Raw genomic sequence first — 21,306 nt, forward strand, 5'->3', positions numbered from 1 at the left:
CTCGTGATCTGCACCGGTCAGGCCCCTGGCCTGACCCGGTCAGCGTACGCGGTGCTCAGGCGACGATCCAGCGGCGGAACCCGGCCGTCCCGCGCGCCCCCGTACCGGAGTTGGCGGCACAAAGATGCAGGCCGGTGTCCTGCCGGGCGGCGGCCCCGGGGACGCCGACGGTGGCGACCGCGCGCCAGGTGGCGCCCTCGTCGGTGGAGTACGCGCCCGTGTAGACGCCCGCTCCCGCGCGGTCGGCCTCCCGGGTGAGCCGGAGCCGTACCGGGGCGGCGACCTGGGGCGCCCGCCGGTAGGTGTCCAGGGTGCCGTCGCCGGAGGAGTCGTACGACAGCACGACCCCGTTGGCGGGCGTCACGGACAGGTTGAGGAAGCCCAGGGCGCCCGGGGAGCCGGGGGAGGGCGCGGCGAGGGCGTTGCGGACGACGAGACCGGCGCGGGCCCACGGCCCGGTCGGGTCCTGCCCGGTCACCTCCACCGTCACCGCGCCGCCCGGGGCGAGCGCCCCCGGCCGGTAGACGGCGCCGAACTCGGCGGTGGCCTTCCACAGGTCGGCCCCGCCGCCGTTGATCGCGAAGCGGTCGCCCAACTGGCCGAAAACCGCCGCGTTGGTGGTGACCGTCTCGTACTCCGGCTCCAGCGGACCGGCCACGAACAGCGTGCCGTCGCGGGTGACGCGGACCCGCGGCTCACCCCGGGGCCCGTAGTCGACGGTGAGGGCGTACGGCAGCGGCCGCAGCGACGCCTGGAGCGGGCCGGCCGGGGCCGCGACCCGCCAGCGGGCCTCACCGGTGCCCCCGGCCGGGACGGACGGCAGCGACAGCGGGCCCGAGGCACTCGCCTCCACACCGGTCAGCGCGAAGTCGACGCGGCCGGTCGCGCGCAGCCCGTTGACGTTGCGCAGCGCCGCGGTCACGGTGGCGGCGCCGCCCGGCGGCATCGCGGGCGGCACGGCGGTGACCGTGACGGTGCCCTGGTAGGGCGCCCTCGCCAGGATGTCGTGGACGCGCCGGGCGGTGCGGTGGGCGTCGGCCGTGGGACGCAGCGGATGGTCCGTACGCGCGCGGGTCCAGGGCTCCTCCACCGCGTACCAGTCGAACGTCTTCGGCGGCCGGCCCGCCGCCAGCGCGTCCGCCAGCTCGTCCAGATACGCCCGCCACTGCGGCAGGTGCACCTCGCCGATCAGGCCGTGCCAGTCGCGGTTGGCGTAGTTGGCCAGCGAACCCCCGTCGGCGGTCGCCCGGTCCGCCCAGGTGGTGAGCAGCGCCCGGGCCGTGTGCTCCAGCCGGGCCTCCTCCTCGGGCCCGGACGCCGCCGCCCGGGCCTCGGCCAGCCACGGGCCGAGCAGGAACCGCCGGTGCGCGCCGGTGACCTCCTCGCTCAGCCCCATCAGCCGCAGCCACAGTCCGGACAGCGCGCGGAAGGTGGCCACGTCGCCGCGCCGGTGGGCGTCCTGAAGTTGGGGGATGAGCTGCCAGGAGCGGTTGGCCAGGGCCTGCCGGGCGGTGTCGGTCAGGTCGTAGCGGTAGGCGTCGCTGCCGCGCAGCGCCGGGCGGACCCGCAGCAGCGCGGCGAGGGCGGTGTCGAAGACGGCCGGGTCGAAGGCCGGGGTGTGGGTGGCGTACGTGGTGCCGGAGCGGGCGGCCAGGCTCGGGCGGGCGGCGAACACCGAGTCGTGCGGCCGGCCGTCCTTGCTGCCGATCTCGTACGCGCTGGTGCGCAGGGCGGCGAAGGCGGCGCGGGCGTGGGCGTCGGGGGCGCCGTAGCGGGTCTGGGCGTAGCCGTCGAACCAGGCCGTTCGGTCCACCGGCCGCCGGCGCCAGGCCAGTTCGCTGAACAGCTCGAACGCCGCCGGGTCCCGCTCGGCGGCCTCCGGCATGTAGGCGGTGCCGGCGAGCTTGCTGCCCGCCTTGTCCCGCCAGGCGGTGAAACGTTCCGTCCACAGGTGGGTCCTGGCACCCAGGGTGGTCCGGCCGCCGAAGTTGGGGATGGTGCCGAACGCGTACGGCACCCCGCCCCAGTCCCGCTCGCGGTCGGTGACCGTGTCGAGGTCGCTCAGGCCGTCCACGATCAGCATCCGGTCGTGGTCGACGGCGTCCAGCAGGTCGCGGCGCGGATTGCCCTGCCAGCCGAGGATCACCCAGGTCGCGCCGGGACGGGCGGTGCGCAGGGCCTTCTCGACGGCGCGGGCGGCGGCCGGCACCGGAACGTCGCCGGGATCGCCGCCCTCGTGCAGGAGATCCATCTTGAAGTGGTCTGCGGGGCCCAGGAGTTGGTGCTGATGACGGTAGAACGCGGCGGCCACCTCCGCGAACACCCCGGTACGCGGATCGAGCCAGTCGGGGCGGCGCAGCCCCGACCACATGCCCTGCGGCACGGTACGCGCACCGGGGTTGCGGTCGGCGAAGCCCTCGGGGACGGTGCCGAAGTAGCCGGGCAGCACCGGACGCATGCCCAGCTCGCGCAGCCGGTCGATGATGCGGCGCCCCAACGCGGCCCGGCGGGCGAGCAGTTCGGCGCTGACCGGGCCTCCGTACGCGCTCATGTTCTGCAACAGCCACCACGGCTGGTGCGACGGGGCGGGGATCCAGGCGCGGGCCTCGGCGTCGGAGTAGCCGAAGCCGGTCAGCAGCCGGTGGTAGACCGCGTCCGAGCCGGGCGTGACCAGTACCTCGTTGACGCCGTGCAGCGCCAGGACGTCGATCAGGCGCTCCCAGCGCGACCAGTCCGCGTACGGCGCGGTGTAGCCGTCGTGGGTGTCGTTGAGGGCGAAACGGTGCGGCAGAGAGGTGGAGCGTTCCAGCGGGGCGTCGGGTGCGGGCAGCCGATCGGGCAGTGCCGGCTGCTCGCCCGCCCAGGTCAGGTGGGCCCGGCAGGTGTACTTCAGGTACCAGTTCAGGCCGGTCAGCAGCACGGCGGGGCTGCTGCCGGCGAGCGTGATCCGGCCCGCCGTGCCCTCGACCCGGAAGCGCTCGGTGCCGTCGCCCGCCGCGGCGAGCGGAACGAGGTGGAACTGGTCGGCGTGATGGGGCAGCAGCCGGCCGAGTGCGGCCCGGGCCGCGGCGGTGTCGTACCCGGCCGCGCTTACCGGCCGGTGCGCCGGCCGCCCGGCCGCGGCGGCGGTCCCGCCCAGGGCCGCTCCGGCGCCGAGCGCTCCGGCGGTCCCTAACAGCGTGCGTCGTGACGGTTGGCTCACTGGGCCCCCACTGCTCGGCGGGTGACGGCGGACCTGTGCGTGCAGCACGCTAACGGTCGGGCGGCGGCTGTCCAAGTAGGCCGCACCCCACCGGGACACCTCGCGGCCGGCCCCGGCGGCCAGTGTTCCGCCGCCTCTCATCCGCAGGCTCCCTGGGCTTCACGCGCCCGGCCGGCGGGCCCGTGGACAGTCGGGCGCGTCGACCCACCGCCTCCCCACTCCCCAGGAGGGCTCTCGTGAGCACGGCCTCGACCGCGTCCGCCGCCATTCCGGCGACGATCCCAGCAGCCGTCCCCGCACCCGCCCCCACCGCCGTTCCCGCAGCCGCCCCCGCACCCGCCGCCCCGTCGGCTGCCGGCCCCTCCGGCCCCGCCTACACCACCACCCTCGCCCGCCACCCCGAGGAGATCCGCGCCGCGCAACGCCTGCGCCACCACGTCTTCGGCCAGGAGATGGGCGCGCGCCTGCACACCCCGCTGCCCGGCCACGACATCGACGACGTCGACGCCCTCGCCGACCACCTCATCGTCACGCACACCCCGACCGGCGAGGTGGTCGGCACCTACCGGCTGCTGCCGCCCGGCCGCGCCCCCCGCCTCTACTCCGACGGCGAATTCGACCTCGGTGCCCTCGACCCGCTGCGCCCCTTCCTCGTGGAAGCCGGCCGCTCCTGCGTGCACCCCGGCCACCGCGGCGGCGCCGTCATCCAGCAGATGTGGGCCGCCCTCGCCCGCCACACCCTGCTCTCCGGCCACCGCTACCTCGCCGGCTGCGCCTCCGTACCGCTCGGTGACGGCGGCACCGCGGCCGCCCACGCCTGGGAGCTGGGCCGCACCCGCCACGCCGCCCCGCCCGGACTCCACGTCACCCCGCACCACCCCTGGCGGCCCACCGGCCCCCTCCCCGACCGGCCCAGCGCCGCCGCCCTGCCGCCGCTCCTGCGCGGCTATCTGCGGATCGGCGCCTGGATCTGCGGTGCGCCCGCACACGACCCGGACTTCGACACCGCCGACTTCTTCGTCGTCCTGGACATGGAACGGCTCGGCGAGCGCTACCGCCGCTTCTTCCTGGGGGCGCGGTGACCGGCCCCTGGGACGTCACGTCCGCCTGCACCTCGGCCTGCGCCGCCCATGCGGTGCCCCGGGTCGCCGCGACGGACACCGTCCGGCGCTGTGCCGCGTTCGCCGGCGCGGTACGGCGCGCGCTGGCCGACGGCGAAGGGCCGGCCGATCCGGTACGGCTGCGCGCCCACGCCCGCGCGCTGCTCGCGTCCCTCGGCATCCGACTGGCGGCCGGGGCGGGGCCCCTGCGGGTGACGTCGGGCGGGCACGGCGGCGACGGGCCCGGAGCGCGGCCCGCCGACGACGGCCCGGGCACCCTCATCGTCCTCAACCACATCTCCTGGCTCGACATCCCCGCCCTGCTCGCCGTCGAACCGGTGACCCTGCTCGCCAAGCGCGAGGTCGGCGGCTGGCCGGTGGTCGGCGGCCTGGCCCGGCGCGCCGGCACCCACTTCATCGACCGCGCGCACCCGCGCCGATTGCCGTCCGTCGTGCGGGAGTTGGCGGACCTGCTGCGCGCCGGCCGCTCGGTGGCCGTCTTCCCGCAGGCCACCACCTGGTGCACCGCGGAAGGGGGCACCTTCCGCCGGGCCACCTTCCAGGCCGCCCTCGACGCCGGTGCCCCCGTCCGGCCGGTCACCCTCCGCTACACCCAGCACGGCCTTCCCAGCACCGTCGCCGCGTTCTGCGGCGAGGACACCCTCGTCACCTCGCTGCGCCGGGTACTGGCCGCCCGTGGGCTGACGGTCCACCTCACGGCGCACCCGCCCCTACCGGCTCCGGACCCGGCCACCGATCGCCGCACCCTGGCGGCCCGGGCCAGAGCCGCCGTCCTGGGCGAGCGTCCGGGCGCGGCATCCGGCAGAGGCGCCCACCGCCGGAGCACACCGGCGCCCGCCGTCAGCCCCTAGGTGTCCGAACCCGAAGCGCCGAGCCCCGCCCGCCCGGCGCCCCACCTCACACGCCGGGCACGTACTTGTACCCCACCCGCCGCACCGTCACGATCGACGCCCGGTGCTCGGCGCCCAGCTTGCGGCGCAGGCGGGCCACATGGACGTCGACGGTGCGGCCGTCGCCGATGTGCCCGTAGCCCCAGACCGTGGTCACCAACTGGTCGCGGGTGTGCACCCGGTGCGGATGGGCCACCAGGTGGGCCAGCAGCTCGAATTCGAGGTAGGTCAGGTCCAGCGGGCGGCCCCGCACCTGCGCGGTGCGGCGCTCGGGGTCGATCGCGACGATCTCGTCGCCGGTCGTCGCCGGGGCGGGCGGCTTCGCGGCCTCGGTGGCCGGTTGCGCGGCGGTGGCCTGCCCGGCCGGTACGAGGACGAGGTAGCCGACCATCGGCGGGTGGCCGGGCAGGGCGGGCAGGCTGTGCTGCGGCGCCGGCAGCCAGGTGGCGCCGGACGTCAACAGCTCGGCCACGGGCGGCACTTCATCGGGTGCCACGGCCCGCAGGCGGTGCCGCTGCGCGGGGGCGTGCGGCGCGGTGGGGGACGGGGCGTGGGTGGGCAGGGGAGCCGTCGCGGAAGTGGCAGGCAGCGTACGGAGATGCGTCATGGGGTCAGCTCTTTCGCGCAGAGGGGCGTCGTCGGGGGACGTCATGCGCGCGGGCAGGGCTGGAGACGCCGGTCAGCGGCGTCAGTGAGGTGTGTGCGGGCCCGCGCTCAGTGCGCGCGGCAACACAGAAGGTCGAAGGCGTGCGCCTGCCGGGACGGCCAGAAGGGCTCCAGGTCGAGGCGACCTGTCGCGGTGTCGGTGAGACTGGCCATGGCCCCATTGAACCAGACGGTCGGTGCTCTGTCCCTCAAACCCCCGCGCCCGACGACCGGTCCGCGCGCCCGGCGACGCCCGCGGCGCCCATGGCCGTCCCGAGGACGAGCGCCACCAGATGCCCGGCATCGGTGAAGTCGCGCCCGCGCCGCAGCACCGGCCGGACGCCCAGCGCCAGCACCCCCGCCGTCGCCGCCGCCCGCGCGCCCCGGTGCGGCACGGCCGCCGCGAGCGCGCCGAGCGTGGCGCAGAAGCCGTAGCTCAGGCCCACGTCCACGGCGCGCGCGGTGGCGTCCGGCGGGTCCGCGCGGACCCGGCCGCGCAGCCCCGCGTAGACCAGCAGGCTGGCGCCGACGTGCCCGGCCGCGAACACCCCGGCCGCCCGCCCCGGGCCCCACCGCGCCTCCGCCGTCCCCAGCACCGCCAGCAGCGCGGCACCGTACGGCAGCGGCAGCGGCTCCTCGACCACCGCGGCGCTGGTGACCAGCGTCCCCCACCGGCCGGCCCGCAGATTCGCGACGTTGGTGGACCGCGCGCGCAACACCGCCGCCCGCCGCCGGGCCGGCAGCCGCGCCAGGGCGTAGGCCCCGGCCTGCACCGCACCGACGTACAGCGGCGTCACCCACGGCACCCGGGCCCGGCCCCGCGCCACCCGGGGCGTCGTGGCCCGCGGCCCGACCCCCGGCGCCCGCAGCGCGCTCCGGACCGCGAGCGGTCTCATCCGGCCGCCTTCTCTGGAAGCATCCCGTCCCATCTCACGCCCCCGTCGGCAGCCGCTTGCGCCAGTCCAGCGGGGATACCCCGATGACCTCGTCCGGATCGCCGTCCCACCGCGCCGTCAGGCCCGCGCCGGCCAGCGCGGCCACCACCGCCCGCCCCACCTCGGCGCGCTCCGCCCCGGACCCGTCGTACGCGCCGTACCGCACCGACAGGCCGTGGCCCTCGGCGGCCGCCTCGGTGTCCTGGTAGTGGAAGAAGACGAAACCCCGCTCGCCGTCGGCGCGTTCGCCGCCTATCTCGGCCAGTGCGCAGCTACCGCAGCAGCCGAAGCTCATCCGGGCCGTCAGCCCCTGGGCGTCCAGCGCGGCGAACGCGCTCGCCACCCGGTCCGCGTCGGTCACCGCCGGCCACCCCTCCTGCTCGGCGAGCCGCTCCTCCCACAATCCCGCGACGATCCGCTCCGCCTCCTGCGCGGTCACCGGCGGATCGCCGGGCCCGAACAGGTCGCGGACGCCCCGCGCGACCTCGTGGAAGCCCCAGAAGCCGCAGCGGATGTCCTGGCGGGCCTGCTCCTCGGCCTTCGCGCGGGTCTCCGGGGCCAGACCGGGCGTCGCCCCCAGGTCGGTGGGCTCCCAGTCGAGCGCCGTACGCCACGTCTGCTCACCGCGCGCCCAGGCCACGAAGACCTCGACGACCTTGCCGGCGTCCGACGTCCGGGCGCTGAAGTGCGCGTCCGGCCCGCCGTCGCGGTACTCCACCGCGAACGGCCCCGTGCCCTCCCGCCACGTCTGCACGAACCGGTGCCGGGCGTCGGGGATCCGCTCCACGACGACGAAGTGGTCGTCGTCCGCGCCGATCCGCCGCAGCAGACCGGCGAGTTGGTCCTCCGCCGGGCGGGAGAGGACCGGACCGGTCTCGGTCTTCACGGTGATCGCAAGCATGACCACAGCCTGCCATCCGCCACTGACAATCGGCGCCGCCCGCCCGGCATCGGCGACACGCGGCCGCGAACCGGCCCCGCCCGCCGGGCGTCAGGCCCCCGGCCCGGCCCGGCCCGGCCCGGCCTGGCCTGGCCCGGCACGGCACGGCACGGCATGGCGAAAGGGCCGGACCAGCCGGTCCGGCCCTCCCACGCGTTCTCACGTGCCCTGGCGGACGCCAGGTCCGCCTCAGCCCTGCGAGCGCCGCTCCAGCTCCGTGCAGCAGGTGTCCACGATCAGCCGGGTGACCACATACGGGTCGACGTTGGCGTTGGGCCGCCGGTCCTCGATGTAGCCCTTCTTCTCGATCTCGACCTGCCACGGGATACGCACCGAGGCGCCGCGGTCCGAAACGCCGTAGGAGTACGCGTCCCAGGGGGCGGTCTCGTGGGCGCCGGTCAGCCGGGACTCGATGCCGCTGCCGTACTGGCGGACGTGCTCCAGCGGCTTGTCGCCCTGGCCGAGCGCCTCACAGGCGGTGATGATCGGGTCGTAGCCCTCACGCATGGACCGGGTGGAGAAGTTGGTGTGCGCGCCCGCGCCGTTCCAGTCGCCCTTGGCCGGCTTGGCGTCGAGGGAGGCGGTGACGCCGAACTCCTCCGCCGTACGGTGCAGCAGCCAGCGCGCCACCCACATGTGGTCCGAGACCTCCAGCGGCGGCAGCGCGCCCACCTGGAACTCCCACTGTCCCGGCATGACCTCGGCGTTGATGCCGGACAGGCCCAGCCCGGCGGCCAGGCACAGGTCGAGGTGCTTCTCGACGATCTCCCGGCCGAAGATCTCCTCGGCGCCCACACCGCAGTAGTAGCCGCCCTGCGGCGCGGGGAAGCCGCCGCCCTCGGGGAAGCCCAGCGGGCGGTCACCCTTGAGGAACGTGTACTCCTGCTCGATGCCGAAGATCGGCTCCTGGCCGGCGAACCGCTCCGCCACCGGGCGCAGCAGCGCGCGGGTGTTGGAGGAGTGCGGCGTGAGGTCGGTGTTGAGCACCTCGCACAGCACCAGAAGGTGGTCGCCGCCGCGGATCGGGTCGGGGCAGTTGAACACCGGCTCCAGTACGAGGTCCGAGGAGTGGCCTTCGGCCTGGTTGGTGCTGGACCCGTCGAAACCCCAGCGCGGCAGCTCGGCGCCGTCCGCGAGAATCCTGGTCTTGGAGCGGAGCTTGGCGGTCGGCTGGGTGCCGTCGATCCAGATGTACTCGGCCTTGAACGTCACGGGGTTTCGCCTTTACGAGTAGGTGCGGGTACGCGTGCGGGCGTACCGACGCACCCTCGCAACCAGCCGTTTCTCGCCCGTTGCCCGAATGTGAACCGCAGGTTACCCATCCGGACACCCCCGCGTCGGCGACCGCTTTCGCCCCGGAACGCCCGCCTTCGTACCCCGGAAAAGCCGGCAGGAATTCAGCCGTGTTCCTTCAGCAGCCCCTCGAATCCCAGATGGTGGACGCGGCGCGTCAGCTCCGCGGCGCTGATGCCCATCGCCGCCGCCGCGTCGCCGACATGCCAGTCGTGCCCGGCGAGCCGGTGCAGGACGTGGCCGCGCCTGACCTGCTTGTCGGAGAGCCGGAACGTCTTGAGGTAGACGACCCGGCCCTTGTCGTCCGTGATCGTCTCGCCGATGTGCTGGGGCCGGTGCAGCGCGAACGGCGGCAGGAAACGCGACAACCGGAACCGCCCCATGCGGTAGACCCGCCGCACGTCATAGGACGCGTCGAGCAGCTCGCCCGCCATCAGGTCGTCGTGCTGCCGCTCCCACTCCCGCCGGCACCGCTCGGCGGCGGCGCGCAGATCGGCCGGCGAGTGGACGTACGCGTCCGCGATACGGGCGGTGAACTCCGGCACCGGGCCGCCGTAGAGGGCGTACTGGTACATCAGCTCGCCGTACAGGTCCTGGAGCAGGGAAGGATGCAGCGCCCGGTAGTCGTCCGGGTGCGGCACGACGAAGGCGGCGGCGAGGGCGTCGGCGACGTAGACCATCACGCCGCACTGGCCCGGGTGGATCTCGAAGACCCGCAGCGCGTCACCGAGCCCGCGCACCCGCCCGCCCCGGTACACCGTCTCGGCGCGGGGGGAGAGGCCCTCGCGCACGGCCCGCCGGGTCCATTCCTCCCACAGGACGGCGGGCCCGCCGAAGTGCAGCGCCAGATAGCCGTCGAGGGCCAGGTGGAGCGGCAGGAAGCGGAGCGCCGTCGGCCGGCCGCCCGTCGGCCCGCCACCGGCCGGCCGGGACCTCGGCAGCCGCTGGACCAGTTTGCGCGGCAGGTGCAGCGGCGCGCAGTCCACCCGGCCGCGGCCCTCGCTCAACTGCGAGCCGAAGGAAGCGGCGGGGGAGCCGTCGCCGGTCCAGTTCGCCACGAAACCATGGGGGATGTACGAGACGTACGTCGTGCGTCCGCCGGCCGCCACGGTCGTGGGGCCGCCGCCGCCCGACGGGCCGTCGTCGTACGCCTCGCGATGCAGCCGCAGATCGGTGACCGGCTCGGCGCGCACCAGCGGCACCAGCCGCACGGCACCCCACACCTGCGCCGGACGGGCGCGCAGCCCGCTCAGATCCAGCCCGCTCATGACCCCGCCAGGAACAGCCGTACCCGGTCGTCCAGATGGGCCCGCAGTTCCGCGAAGGCGGTCCGGCCCTCCGCGAAGCGGGCGAGCTGGGCCAGCGCCGGCAGATCCTCCGCGTCGCGTATCCCGGCCGTCGGCACGGAGGGCGACAGCCGCCGCACGTCGAAGTCGTCGGCGTCGTACACCGGGTTGAGATGCACCACGGAAGGACGGGCCACGGAAGGACGGGAAGCATGGGAAGCCCGGGGAGTACCGGAAGCGCGGGAATCACGGGAAGTACGGCCCTTTGGAGAGGGCCCGGCCGTGCCCCCGCCCTCGGACAGGCCGCGCCACACCCGGAGCACCTCCCCGGCCAGTCCCGGCGGGGCGTTGTCCCACCCGTCCGAGACGATCACCAGCCGCTCGGGCGCGCACTCCAGCGCGTCCAGAACGCGCATCCCCAAAGGAGTGGGCCCGTAGGGGTGGACCAGCAGGGCGTCCGTGCGCCGGGACGTCCACAGCGGCCGGTACCACCCGGCCAGCGCCTCCAGCAGGAAATGGCAGGCCAGCGCGACCGCCAGCGGACGCTGCCGCTTCTGCCGCGAGCCGGTGGTGGAGAAACTGTCGTCCAGGACCGCCGCCACCCGGCCCCACGTGCCCGCCCGCGCCCCCGCCGTGCGCCGCGCCGCGGCCCGCAGCGCGCCGGTCAGTTCCGCGCGGCGCGCCACACGGTCCGCGAGGGAAAGCCCGAGGACGTACGAGGCGAGCCGGGTCAGCGGCATCCCCGTCAGGTCGGTGTCCACCTCGGCGCGGTGCGTACGGGCCGACTCCCGCACCCGCAGCCGCTCCAGCCGTGTCATCCGGGGCGCGATGCGCTCCAGGAACGCGCCCCGGTCCAGGCCGTGCGCCGCCGCGAAGCCCTCCGCGACGGTGAAGGGCAGCTCGTACAGGGCGGCCTGCTCGTAGTGGGCCCGCCGCCAGGCGTCCAGCAGCGGGCTGGTGAAGTGCTTGCGGCGGCCCGGCGCGAACAGGAAATCGCCCAGCTCGCCGCCGCCACCGTGTCCGGCCGATCGCAGGGGCAGATGCGCATGCCGCGCCGCGCACTTGAGGCCGGAGCGGTACTTCACCGCGTCGAGGGCGGGGTCGGGGCGCGCGGCCAGCCAGTCCCGCATGATCGCGCGGGTCCTGCGGTTGTTGACGCGGGCGGCGCGCAGCGCGCGGAACAGGCGGTAGACGCGCGGCGCCGGCAGCCGCGCGAGCCGGGCCGCGATCAGCCGCCCCTCGACCCGCCGCTCCTGGGGCGTCGCCTCCGCGGCCGTCTCCAGCAGCCGCCGCACGATCAGCGCCGCGTTGTGGTCATTGATGTCCAGCGCCAGACAAGCGGCGTACAGCGGGCGGTAGTTGACCCGGACGTACTCGTGCAGGAAGTCCAGCGACATCCGCTGCTCGGCCTCGCCGGAGCGGAATTCGCGTTGGGCGGTGGAGGTGATCGCGGCATTGACGAACAACAGCACGTCCTCGGCCGCCACCCGGTCCGCGCACGCCTCCACGCCGTTCTCCCCCCATAGCCGGACGCCGGCCGGGGAATGGGGGCACGAACAGCGAATCGTTGCTTAGCAGAGCAGGTCCGGAAGTCGCACCGAAGTCCCGCGGCCGGCCCGCGCAACGTAACACCCGCGGCGCGGGCCGGGCACGTGGATTACGGCCGCCGCCCCGGCCGTGCGCCGCCCCGGCCGTGCGCCGCCCCGGCCGGGCCACGCCCCCAGGACGTGCCCCCTTGGAGACACGGCCCCCAGGACGTGCCCCCCAGAACACGGCCCCACGGGACACTGGCCCCATGACCTCCGCCACGACTCCCCGCATCGGTCTCCTCGGCACCGGCCCCTGGGCCCGGCGCGTCCACGCGCCCGTCCTGGCCGCGCACCCCGGCGTCGAGTTCGCCGGCGTCTGGGGGCGCCGGCCGCGGGCCGCCGACGAGGTGGCGCGGGCCCACGGCAGCCGCCCCTACGCCACCGCCGACGAGCTGTTCGCCGCCTGCGACGCCGTGTCCCTCGCCCTGCCGCCCTCCGTACAGGCCCCGTTGGCGGTTCGCGCGGCGGCGGCCGGCTGCCACCTGCTGCTGGACAAACCGGTCGCCACCACCGTCGCCGAGGCCCGCGCCGTCGCCGACGCCGCCGAGCGGGCGGGCACCGCGGCCGTCGTCTTCTTCACCGCGCGGTTCGGGGCGCGGGAGGGGGAGTGGATCGCCACCCAGGCCGCGGCGGGCGGCTGGTTCACCGCGCACGCCGACTGGCTCGGCTCGGTGTTCGCCGCCGACAGCGTCAGCCCGTACGCCGATTCCCCCTGGCGCCGGGAGAAGGGCGCCCTGTGGGACGTCGGCCCGCACGCGCTGTCCGTACTCCTGCCGGTGCTCGGCGACGCGGAAGCGGTCACCGCCACCCGGGGGCCGGCCGACACGGTGCTGCTGGCGATGCGCCACAGCGGCGGCGCGGCGAGTTCGGTGACGCTCAGCCTGACCGTGCCCGCGCCCGCCGCCGGCGTCGAGGTGACCCTGCGAGGGGCCGCCGGCGTCGCCCGCCTGCCGCGCCGCGAGGACGGCCCCGAGCCGGCCTACCACCGCGCCGTCGACGCCCTGCTGGCCGCCGCCCGCACCGGCCGCCCGCACCCCTGCGGCCTCCGCTTCGGCCTGCGGGTCACCGAGATCCTGGCGGCGGCCGAGGAGGCGCTGGACTGACCGCCGTCCGCCACCCGCGGCGGGGCCCGTGCGAGCCGCCAAATACCCGCTGGCCAGGGCCTTTTGTCAGTGGTCGCCAGTAGAATGGGAACCAGTCAGTGAGGGTTCCACGCACGCTCCAGGAGGTTGCCGATGGCCGCTGCCACACTCATGACGAAGCCTCTCCCGGCCCACCCGCTGCCCAAGAAGCCCCTGCCCGCCGGATGGCCGCGCGAGCGGTACGAATCCCACAACCGCCGCCTGAAGGCCATGCGCCTGGCGATAGCGCTGCTCGACACCGGCGTCTACCGCCCCGAGCAGGCCCCCAACCGCAAGATCCGCTCCACCGCGGCCGAGATCGGGGTGCACGCCCCCTCCGACACCACCTGCCGCCTGGTGCGGGCCCTCATCTACGACAACTGCTGACCGGCACCCACGACAACCGCTGACCGGCTTCTACGCCAACCGCTGACCGGCGTTCGCGGCCCGTCGGGCCGAGCGCGACGGTGCGGCCGGCTCCGGGATCCCCGGGGCCGGCCGTCACTCCGCCACCTCCGCGAGCGCCTCCGTCAGCCATTCCACCCAGAACGTCTCCAGCCCGATCCCGGCCCGCAACACCAGCCGCCGCAACCGATCCTCCGCCGTCACGGCGGCACCGAAATCCCGCTTCTCGATGTCGGTGTACTCCGCCAACTGCCGCCGGTGCAGCGCCAGATGACGCCGCAGCTCGTCATCGAGCCCGTCCTGTCCCACCACCGCCGCGGCGCGCAGCCGCAGCAGCAGGGCGTCGCGGATCGGCTTGGGGTCCTGCTCGCCGGACGCCCACCGGGTCAGCTCGGCGCGGCCGGCGGGCAGGACCTCGAACTCCTTCTTCTGCCCCCGGGTCGGCTGATCGGCGGGCAGCGCGCGGATGAGCCCGGTCTTCTCCAGCTTCCCCAGCTCGCGATAGATCTGCTGATGCGTGGCGGACCAGAAGTAGCCGATCGACCGGTCGAATCTGCGGGTCAGCTCCAGCCCCGACGACGGTTTTTCGAGCAGGGCGGTGAGGATCGCGTGCGGGAGGGACATGGGGGAATCCTAGGCCGGGCCGTTCACCGGCAGCCGGGGGTCACAGGGCCGCCGCCAGCTCGGTGCCCTGCTGGATGGCGCGCTTGGCGTCCAGCTCGGCGGCGACATCCGCGCCCCCGATCAGATGCGGGGCGTGCCCGGCCGCCGTCAGCGTCTCGTACAGCTCGCGGCGGGGCTCCTGGCCGGCGCACAGCACCACGGTGTCGACGGCGACGACCTGCCGTTCGCCGTCGACCGTCACGTGCAGCCCGGCGTCGTCGATGAGGTGGTATTCGGCCCCCGCCACCATCGTCACCCCGCGGTGCCGCAGCTCGGTGCGGTGGATCCAGCCGGTGGTCTTGCCCAGCCCCGCGCCGACCTTGCTCGTCTTGCGCTGGAAGAGGTGGACGGTCCGCGGCGGTGCCGGCCGGCGCGGCGTCCCGAGCCCGCCCGGCTCGCCGTAGCCGGTGTCCACGCCCCACTGCCGGAAGAACGCCGCCGGGTCCAGGCTCGCCGCCTCCCCGTCGTCCGTCAGGAACTCCGCCACGTCGAAGCCGATGCCGCCGGCCCCGATGATCGCGACCCGCTCACCGACCGGCGCCCCGTCCCGCAGCACGTCGAGGTAGCTCAGGACGCTGGGGTGATCGATGCCGGGGATCGGCGGGGTGCGCGGGGTGACACCGGTGGCGAGCACGATCTCGTCGAATCCGGCCCCGGTGTCCGCGGCGGCCCCCGCCCCGGCCTCCAGCAGCGTCCGCGCCGTCACGGCCGTCCCCAGCCGGACGTCGACCTTCTGCTCGGCGAGCCGGTGGCGGAAGTAGCGCAGCGTCTCGTTGAACTCCTCCTTGCCCGGCACCTTCCGCGCGATGTTGAGCTGCCCGCCGATCCGCTCCGCGGCGTCGAACAGCGTCACCTCGTGACCGCGTTCGGCGGCCGTCACCGCGCACGCCAGCCCGGCGGGCCCGGCGCCGACCACCGCGACGCGCTTGCGGCGCCGGGTCGGCGAGAGCACCAGCTCGGTCTCGTGGCAGGCCTGCGGGTTCACCAGGCAGGAGGTGATCTTGCCGCTGAAGGTGTGGTCGAGGCACGCCTGGTTGCAGCCGATGCAGGTGTTGATGGCCTCCGGGCGGCCCTCGCGCGCCTTGTTGACGAACTCCGGGTCGGCGAGCAGCGGGCGCGCCATCGAGACCATGTCCGCGTGGCCCTCGGCGAGCAGCCGCTCGGCCACCTCGGGGGTGTTGATGCGGTTGGAGGTCACCAGCGGGACCGAGACCGAGCCCATGACCTGCCGGGTCACCCAGGCGAACGCGCCGCGCGGCACGGAGGTCGCGATGGTGGGGATGCGGGCCTCGTGCCAGCCGATGCCGGTGTTGATGATCGTGGCGCCGGCCGCCTCGACCTCCTTGGCCAGCGTGATCACTTCGTCGAGGGAGGAGCCGCCGGGCACCAGGTCGAGCATCGACAGCCGGTAGATGAGGATGAAGTCCGGCCCGACGCGTTCACGGACCCGGCGGACGATCTCGACGGGGAAGCGGATCCGGTTCTCGTACGAGCCGCCCCACCGGTCCTCGCGCCGGTTGGTGGCCGCCGCGATGAACTCGTTGATCAGGTAGCCCTCGGAGCCCATGATCTCGACGCCGTCGTAGCCCGCGTGCCGGGCCAGCGCCGCCGCCCGCACGAAGTCCTCGATGGTCTGCTCGACCTCGTCGTCGGTCAGCGCGTGCGGCACGTACCGGCTGATGGGCGCCTGGAGCGCGCTGGGCGCCACCAGGCCGGCGTGATGCGCGTACCGCCCGAAATGCAGGATCTGCATGGCGATCCGGCCGCCCTCGCGGTGCACCGCGTCGGTGACGATCCGGTGCTGGTCGGCCTCGGCCTCGGTGGTCAGCGCGGCGCCCGCCTCCCACGGCCGCCCGGCCTCGTTGGGCGCGATCCCGCCGGTGACCATCAGCCCGACCCCGCCGCGCACCCGCGCCGCGTAGAACTCCGCCATCCGCTCGAACCCGCGCGGCGCCTCCTCCAGCCCGACGTGCATCGAACCCATCAGCACACGGTTCGGCAGGGTCGTGAACCCGAGGTCGAGCGGGCTCGTCAAGTGCGGGTACGAGGTCATCGGCGGTCTCCTTGGACAGCGGGCGTCACGGAATTTGTAGACCACCCACCCCCGCTTATGCAACAAGTTGCAAAAAACGTGACGCACGCGACGCCCGCCCCGCCGCCACCCCGCACACAGTGCGACGTGTCACAGACAACCCGGCCGTCACTGTGGGAGCTTCAACTCGGTTACCAATCAGTAGAGTTGCCGTCGGCCCATGGCCGGAAGTCGCTGACGGGCCGGGTGCGGCAGGCACCCGGCCCGGGACGATCTGCCCGTACGTGGAAAGGATCGACTTGAGCACGCTGAACACCCTGAAGACCGCGAAGACCGCCGCGAGCAACCCCAGCACCGCGACCGCCCCGAGCACCCCGGAGGCCCCCACCCTCGACCAGCTCGTCGACACGGCCCGGTACCCCTTGTCCGACCTCACCGGCCCGGCCGGGCAGGCCCTGATCTCCCGGGCCCGGCACGACCTGGAGACCCGCGGCTGCACCGTACTGCCGGACTTCGTCCGCCCCGCCCTCCGCGAGCCGCTGCGGCAGGAATGCGCGGCACTCGCCCCCCGCGCCCACTACGACACCGAAACGGTCAACGTCTACAACATCGCCGTCGACGCGGACCTCCCGCCGGACCACCCCGGCCGGCGGACCTTCGAACGCGGCAACGCCTTCGTCCCGCGCGACCGCATCCCGGCCGACTCCCTCATCAGCCGGCTCTACTCCCACCAGCTCTTCCAGCGCTTCCTCGCCCACTGCTTCGCACTGCCCGAGCTGCACGAGCTGGCGGACCCGCTCTCCGGACTGGTTCTCAACGTCGTCGCGCCGGGCATGGAGCATCCGTGGCACTTCGACACCAACGAGTTCACCGTCAGCATGCTCACCCAGGAGGCGGCGGCCGGCGGCGTCTTCGAGTACTGCCCGAACATCCGCTCCGCCCACGACGAGAGCTTCGACGACGTCCGCGACGTCCTGGACGGCCGCGGCGAACGGCTGATCCGCGGCCTCCCCCTGCGACCGGGCGACCTCCAGCTCTTCAAGGGCCGCTACTCCCTGCACCGCGTGAGCCCCGTACGCGGCGACCGCGCCCGCCACTCCGCGATCTTCGCCTACAGCGAGCGGCCCGGCGTCATCGGCAGCGTCCCCCGGACCCGGCAGCTCTTCGGCCGGGTCCTGCCCGAGCACCTCGAAGCCGAGGGCCGGGCCGTCCGCGGCGACCGGCTGCTGGACTAGGCCGCTCCGTCCCGGGGCCCCGTCCGGTCCGCCCCCAGCTCCGCACGATCTGATCTGAATCGAGACAGAATTGAAGACCAGTCAGGACATGGCAGCACTCCCGACGTTCGCGCGTGAGGACAGCCTGCCGCGCGTGCCGCTGCCCACACTGGAGGCGAGCTGCGAGAGGTTTCTCGCCTGGTGCGCCCCGCTGCTGACCGCCGAGGAGCGGGCCGCGACCGAGGCGGAGGTGGCCGCCTTCCTCCGGCCCGGCGGGCCCGGCCGGGCGCTGCACGCGGCACTGGAGGCGTACGACGCCACCGACGGCGTGCAGAGCTGGCTCGACACCTTCTGGCCGTACCGCTACCTGGGCCGACGCGACCGCATCGCGCTCAACGCCAACTTCTTCTTCCTCTTCGAGGACAGCGACCGGCCCCAGCTCGAACGGGCCGCCGGGCTCATCGCCGGAGCCGTCCACTACAAGCGGCGGCTCGACCAGGAGCTGATCGAGCCGATCGTGCAGCGCGGGCAGCCCCAGTCGATGGAGCAGAACAAGTTCCTGTTCTCCACCACCCGCATCCCCGGCGCGGAACAGGACACCGTCCGCGCCCCCTACACCGACGCCTGGCCGGGCCCCTCCCGGGCCCGCCACATCGTGGTGTTCTTCCGCGGCACCATGTTCCGGCTCGACGTCCTCGGCCCGGACGGCGTCCCGCACAGCCTGGACGACCTCGAAACGGGCCTGCGCGCGATCACGAAGGCCGGCGAGGAGCCGGCCGGCGACGCCCCCGTCGGCCACCTGACGACCATGGCCCGCGCCGAATGGGCGGCCGCCCGCCAGGACCTGCTCGCCTGCCACCCCCGCAACGCCGACGCGCTGGACGACGTCGAGACCGCCCTGTTCTGTCTCTGCCTGGAGGACTTCGCGCCCGCCGACACCCAGGACGCCTGCGACCAGCTCCTCTACGGCGACCGCGGCAACCGCTGGTTCGACAAGGCCGTCTCGCTGATCGTGTTCGCCGACGGCCGCGCGGGTATCAACGTCGAACACTGCGAGCTGGACGGCACCACCATCCTCAGCTTCGTCGACGCCCTCCTCGCCACCCCGGCCGAGGAACACGCCCGCCGCGCCGGGGCTCGCCCCCAGGGCCGGCCCGCCCTGGAGCCGATCACCTTCGAGCTGAACGACGCCCTGCGGGAGCGGATCCACTCCGCCGCCGACGCGTTCGCCGCCTACGGCGAGGCCACCGCCACCCGCACCGTCTCCTTCGAGGACTTCGGCGCCACCACCGCCAAGGCCCTCCGCGTCTCCCCGGACGCTTTCGTCCAGCTCGCCTATCAGCTCGCCCACCAGCGCGCCAAGGGCAGGCTGGGCGCCACCTACGAATCCATCGCCACCCGCCAGTACCGGCGCGGCCGGACCGAGGCGATGCGCGTCGTCACGCCGCAGATCCAGGAGTTCGTGGCGGCGATGGAGGACCCCGGAGCCGACGCGGACACCCGCCGCGCCGCCTTCCGTGCCGCCGCGGACCAGCACGTGCGGCGCGCGAAGGAGTGCCAGAGCGGCCAGGCGCCCGAACAGCACCTGTGGGAACTGGAGTTGATCCAGCGCCGCCGCGGCCCGGAACTGGGCCTCACCGAACAGCCCGCCCTCTACCGCACCCCCGGCTGGCTGACCCTGCGCGACGACTACCTCAGCACCAGCTCCGCCCCCTCCGCCCACATCCAGTACTTCGGCTTCGGCTCCACCAGCAGCCGCTGCATCGGCGTCGCCTACGTCCTCCTCCCCGACCGCTTCAACGTCTACCTGAGCACCCCCCGCCCGGTCGCCGACCAGATGCACACCTTCGCCACCCACCTGCGCACCGCGGTAACCGAACTACGAGCCCTCCTCACCACCGAACACCCCCACCCCTGACCCCCGCGAGGGCCGCCCCCACCCGGGCGGCGGCCCTCCCCTCTCCCATCTCCTCTCTCTCCCTTACCTACTTCAACAGGCGGGAGAGGCGTCGGTCGGCGAGCGGCTTGCCCCCCGTCTGACACGTCGCGCAGTACTGCAACGACGAATCGCTGAACGACACCTCGCGGATGACGTCCCCGCAGACCGGGCAGGGCTCCCCCTTCCGCCCGTGCACCCGCAGCCCGCTCTTCTTCTCCGCCTTGAGCTCCTTCAGAGGCAGTCCCCGCGACCGTTCCACCGCGTCGGCGAGCGTCGCCCCGATCACTGCGTGGAGCCGGGCCACCTCCTCCTCGGAGAGCTTCGCGACCGGCTTGAACGGCGACATCCGGGCCGCGTGCAAAATCTCGTCCGAATACGCGTTCCCGATCCCGGCGAGCACGCTCTGATCCCGTAGGACGCCCTTGATCTGGCGACGCTCCTCCCTTCGCAGCAGCTCGGTGAACACCGCGAGCGTGAACCCTTCCGAGAGGGGATCGGGCCCGAGCCGCGCGATGCCGGGCACCTCCTGCGGGTCCCGCACGACATACACCGCCAGATGCTTCTGCGTCCCCGCCTCGGTCGCGTCGAACCCCGCCCCCTCGGGCCCCTCCAGCCGCACCCGCAACGCCAGCGGCCCCTTCCCGGGCCGCGGCGGCGCCGCCGGCAGCCGATCACTCCACCGCACCCACCCCGCCCGCGCGAGATGCATCACCAGATGCAGATCGCCCACCCCCAGATCAAGGAACTTCCCCCACCGGCTCACCCCCTCGAACGCCCGCCCCTCCAACGCCGTCACCGGTGGCTCATACGTCTTGAGCGCATGCACCGCCACCGGATGCACCCGCCCCACCACCCTCCCCACGACCCGCTCCCCCAAAAACCGACCAAGCACCTCCACCTCAGGCAATTCAGGCATAACCCCAGTCTGCCCCACCCCACCCAAACCCACCCGTCACCGAGCCCCCCCACCCACCCGCCGGGCCGCGCCCCAGCCACACCTCAAGCCTTTGGGTATTTGCTGGATCCCGTGCGGAGCTGTCGGCGCATCTCGCGGTCATGGGCTATTGCCTCACTAATGGCGGCGACCGTATGGAAGCGAGCTGACAGCAGGACCCGTGCTGTTGACGCATTCACCGCCCAACGAAGCGCACCACGGTCTGACATGGGGAACGGAGCTTCAACCGCCACGCCGGATCCATTGCTTGCGGCGGGGCGCATCGGGTACGTCCGTAACTCACTCGCAGGTGTACCTGTTCACGGTCTCGCGTTTTGGATCCGCGAATGGTGTGAGTTGACGTCGTTGTGCCGCTCGGTCAGACCACCGCGGCGGCCGGGGAAAGCCAGGGGGAAGTAGGAAAACGGGGCCGTTCAGTTTCCACGCCAAGTTCCACGCCAAGTTCCACGCCAAGCGGCGTGCCCGTATACCTCTCCCCCTGCTTACAAGGGGAACGAGCACGTGAAGAACAATTCCCTTGGCATAGCCGCAGCCACTGCCATGACTGTCGTCGTCGTCGGCGTCGCCGCCCCTGCCGCGAGCGCAGTCGAGGCCAACCGTGACCGTGCGGCCGCGACCCAGGCGGCCGAGTCGCTGAAGCCGACCGCCGCGGACGTCCGCGACCTCGTCTCCCGCATGCGGGCCGACGGCGCCGACGCAACGCAGATCCGGGAGTTCGAGGAGTACGCCAAGCAGCTCGAAAACCCCGACGCCCACAAGCGCACCAAGCGCGCCCTGGGCATGGGCACGATCGTACGCAAGCTGATTGTCGCTGGTCTGCGCCACGGCGGGAGCTGGGCGGGAAAGATCGTCGGCAAGGTCAGCAAGAAGAGCGGCGCCTTCATCTCCCGGAACGGTAACAAGATCGCGGACGCGATCGAGGAGGTCGAGGGGTGGAGCGAGACCGCTCTGGCTGTCGCCATGGTGAAGGCAGGCGTTCCCACCGACGTCGCCTACGACATCGCCAAGGCCATCATGATGGTCGCCCTCTGACTCTGAGGTAACTGACCTCACGGGGGTCCCCCCGGCGCTTTCGG

Annotated in this window: 17 protein-coding genes; 7 read left to right on the forward strand and 10 right to left on the reverse strand. The window is 73.9% G+C overall.

The features are described from left to right. Nucleotides 1-55: 55 nt before the first annotated feature. Nucleotides 56-3,202, reverse strand: a complete 3,147-nt coding sequence (locus ACZ45Z_RS28955) for an alpha-N-acetylglucosaminidase (protein WP_468368444.1) — start codon at nt 3,200-3,202, stop codon at nt 56-58. Nucleotides 3,203-3,438: 236 nt separating this feature from the next. On the opposite strand from ACZ45Z_RS28955, the gene ACZ45Z_RS28960 reads away from it, so the two are divergent. Further along, nucleotides 3,439-4,284, forward strand: coding sequence for a GNAT family N-acetyltransferase (locus ACZ45Z_RS28960; RefSeq protein WP_468368447.1), 846 nt, complete (start codon nt 3,439-3,441; stop codon nt 4,282-4,284). Then, nucleotides 4,281-5,174: a lysophospholipid acyltransferase family protein gene (locus ACZ45Z_RS28965; protein ID WP_468368449.1), complete on the forward strand. Its 894-nt coding sequence runs from the start codon at nt 4,281-4,283 to the stop codon at nt 5,172-5,174. The genes ACZ45Z_RS28960 and ACZ45Z_RS28965 overlap by 4 nt, the downstream gene beginning before the upstream one ends. A gap of 46 nt (nt 5,175-5,220) precedes the next feature. Here ACZ45Z_RS28965 and ACZ45Z_RS28970 read toward each other — a convergent pair whose 3' ends face one another. The 6 genes from ACZ45Z_RS28970 to ACZ45Z_RS28995 form a co-directional block, all read right to left on the reverse strand. After that, nucleotides 5,221-5,820, reverse strand: a complete 600-nt coding sequence (locus ACZ45Z_RS28970; RefSeq protein WP_468368452.1) for a winged helix-turn-helix domain-containing protein — start codon at nt 5,818-5,820, stop codon at nt 5,221-5,223. 247 nt (nt 5,821-6,067) lie between these two features. Beyond that, nucleotides 6,068-6,754, reverse strand: a complete 687-nt coding sequence (locus tag ACZ45Z_RS28975) for a rhomboid-like protein (protein ID WP_468368454.1) — start codon at nt 6,752-6,754, stop codon at nt 6,068-6,070. A 34-nt stretch (nt 6,755-6,788) separates the two neighbouring features. Continuing rightward, on the reverse strand, nt 6,789-7,694 hold the full coding sequence (locus ACZ45Z_RS28980; RefSeq protein ID WP_468368456.1) for a DUF6891 domain-containing protein: 906 nt from the start codon (nt 7,692-7,694) through the stop codon (nt 6,789-6,791). 228 nt (nt 7,695-7,922) lie between these two features. Beyond that, nucleotides 7,923-8,945 (reverse strand): glutamine synthetase, encoded by a 1,023-nt coding sequence (glnII, locus tag ACZ45Z_RS28985; protein WP_468368458.1) that lies wholly within the window; start codon nt 8,943-8,945, stop codon nt 7,923-7,925. A 185-nt stretch (nt 8,946-9,130) separates the two neighbouring features. Beyond that, a complete protein-coding gene (locus tag ACZ45Z_RS28990) occupies nt 9,131-10,294 on the reverse strand; it encodes an ARPP-2 domain-containing protein (RefSeq protein ID WP_468368461.1) in 1,164 nt (387 codons plus the stop codon). Further along, nucleotides 10,291-11,820: a hypothetical protein gene (locus ACZ45Z_RS28995; RefSeq protein WP_468368464.1), complete on the reverse strand. Its 1,530-nt coding sequence runs from the start codon at nt 11,818-11,820 to the stop codon at nt 10,291-10,293. Before ACZ45Z_RS28995 ends, ACZ45Z_RS28990 begins: the two co-directional genes overlap by 4 nt. Nucleotides 11,821-12,107: 287 nt before the next feature. Between ACZ45Z_RS28995 and ACZ45Z_RS29000 the strand changes: the two genes are divergently transcribed. Beyond that, the gene (locus ACZ45Z_RS29000) at nt 12,108-13,004 is read left to right on the forward strand and encodes a Gfo/Idh/MocA family protein (RefSeq protein ID WP_468368466.1); all 897 of its coding nucleotides are present in this window, start codon (nt 12,108-12,110) and stop codon (nt 13,002-13,004) included. 132 nt (nt 13,005-13,136) lie between these two features. Then, entirely contained in the window at nt 13,137-13,409 is a 273-nt protein-coding gene (locus tag ACZ45Z_RS29005) for a hypothetical protein (RefSeq protein ID WP_468368468.1), read from the forward strand. A 114-nt stretch (nt 13,410-13,523) separates the two neighbouring features. Here the strand turns inward: ACZ45Z_RS29005 and ACZ45Z_RS29010 are convergent, their stop codons facing one another. Further along, on the reverse strand, nt 13,524-14,051 hold the full coding sequence (locus ACZ45Z_RS29010; protein ID WP_468368471.1) for a PadR family transcriptional regulator: 528 nt from the start codon (nt 14,049-14,051) through the stop codon (nt 13,524-13,526). Nucleotides 14,052-14,091: 40 nt separating this feature from the next. Then, complete coding sequence (locus ACZ45Z_RS29015; RefSeq protein WP_468368474.1) at nt 14,092-16,143, reverse strand: FAD-dependent oxidoreductase; 2,052 nt, start codon at nt 16,141-16,143, stop codon at nt 14,092-14,094. 287 nt (nt 16,144-16,430) lie between these two features. Between ACZ45Z_RS29015 and ACZ45Z_RS29020 the strand changes: the two genes are divergently transcribed. Together ACZ45Z_RS29020 and ACZ45Z_RS29025 are read left to right on the forward strand one after the other, a co-directional pair. Next, entirely contained in the window at nt 16,431-17,357 is a 927-nt protein-coding gene (locus tag ACZ45Z_RS29020; RefSeq protein ID WP_468368566.1) for a HalD/BesD family halogenase, read from the forward strand. Nucleotides 17,358-17,445: 88 nt separating this feature from the next. Continuing rightward, a complete protein-coding gene (locus ACZ45Z_RS29025) occupies nt 17,446-19,254 on the forward strand; it encodes a choline/carnitine O-acyltransferase (protein WP_468368477.1) in 1,809 nt (602 codons plus the stop codon). 67 nt (nt 19,255-19,321) lie between these two features. Here the strand turns inward: ACZ45Z_RS29025 and ACZ45Z_RS29030 are convergent, their stop codons facing one another. Further along, entirely contained in the window at nt 19,322-20,191 is an 870-nt protein-coding gene (locus ACZ45Z_RS29030) for an Fpg/Nei family DNA glycosylase (RefSeq protein ID WP_468368569.1), read from the reverse strand. A gap of 540 nt (nt 20,192-20,731) precedes the next feature. Here ACZ45Z_RS29030 and ACZ45Z_RS29035 point away from each other — a divergent pair. After that, nucleotides 20,732-21,262 carry a hypothetical protein gene (locus ACZ45Z_RS29035; protein WP_468368480.1) on the forward strand — a complete coding sequence of 177 codons (531 nt, stop codon included), beginning with the start codon at nt 20,732-20,734 and terminating at the stop codon, nt 21,260-21,262. The last annotated feature ends 44 nt before the right edge of the window (nt 21,263-21,306 follow it).

The sequence above is a fragment of the Streptomyces sp. NPDC031210 genome, assembly GCF_055570395.1.

Excerpts from the sequence above, each read along its gene's own strand:
- ACZ45Z_RS28970 (WP_468368452.1), bottom strand. The coding sequence starts at position 5,820 with ATGACGCATCTCCGTACGCTGCCTGCCACTTCCGCGACGGCTCCCCTG.
- ACZ45Z_RS28975 (WP_468368454.1), bottom strand. The coding sequence starts at position 6,754 with ATGAGACCGCTCGCGGTCCGGAGCGCGCTGCGGGCGCCGGGGGTCGGG.
- ACZ45Z_RS28980 (WP_468368456.1), bottom strand. The coding sequence starts at position 7,694 with ATGCTTGCGATCACCGTGAAGACCGAGACCGGTCCGGTCCTCTCCCGC.
- ACZ45Z_RS28990 (WP_468368461.1), bottom strand. The coding sequence starts at position 10,294 with ATGAGCGGGCTGGATCTGAGCGGGCTGCGCGCCCGTCCGGCGCAGGTG.
- ACZ45Z_RS29000 (WP_468368466.1), top strand. The coding sequence starts at position 12,108 with ATGACCTCCGCCACGACTCCCCGCATCGGTCTCCTCGGCACCGGCCCC.
- ACZ45Z_RS29005 (WP_468368468.1), top strand. The coding sequence starts at position 13,137 with ATGGCCGCTGCCACACTCATGACGAAGCCTCTCCCGGCCCACCCGCTG.
- ACZ45Z_RS29010 (WP_468368471.1), bottom strand. The coding sequence starts at position 14,051 with ATGTCCCTCCCGCACGCGATCCTCACCGCCCTGCTCGAAAAACCGTCG.
- ACZ45Z_RS29015 (WP_468368474.1), bottom strand. The coding sequence starts at position 16,143 with ATGACCTCGTACCCGCACTTGACGAGCCCGCTCGACCTCGGGTTCACG.
- ACZ45Z_RS29025 (WP_468368477.1), top strand. The coding sequence starts at position 17,446 with ATGGCAGCACTCCCGACGTTCGCGCGTGAGGACAGCCTGCCGCGCGTG.
- ACZ45Z_RS29030 (WP_468368569.1), bottom strand. The coding sequence starts at position 20,191 with ATGCCTGAATTGCCTGAGGTGGAGGTGCTTGGTCGGTTTTTGGGGGAG.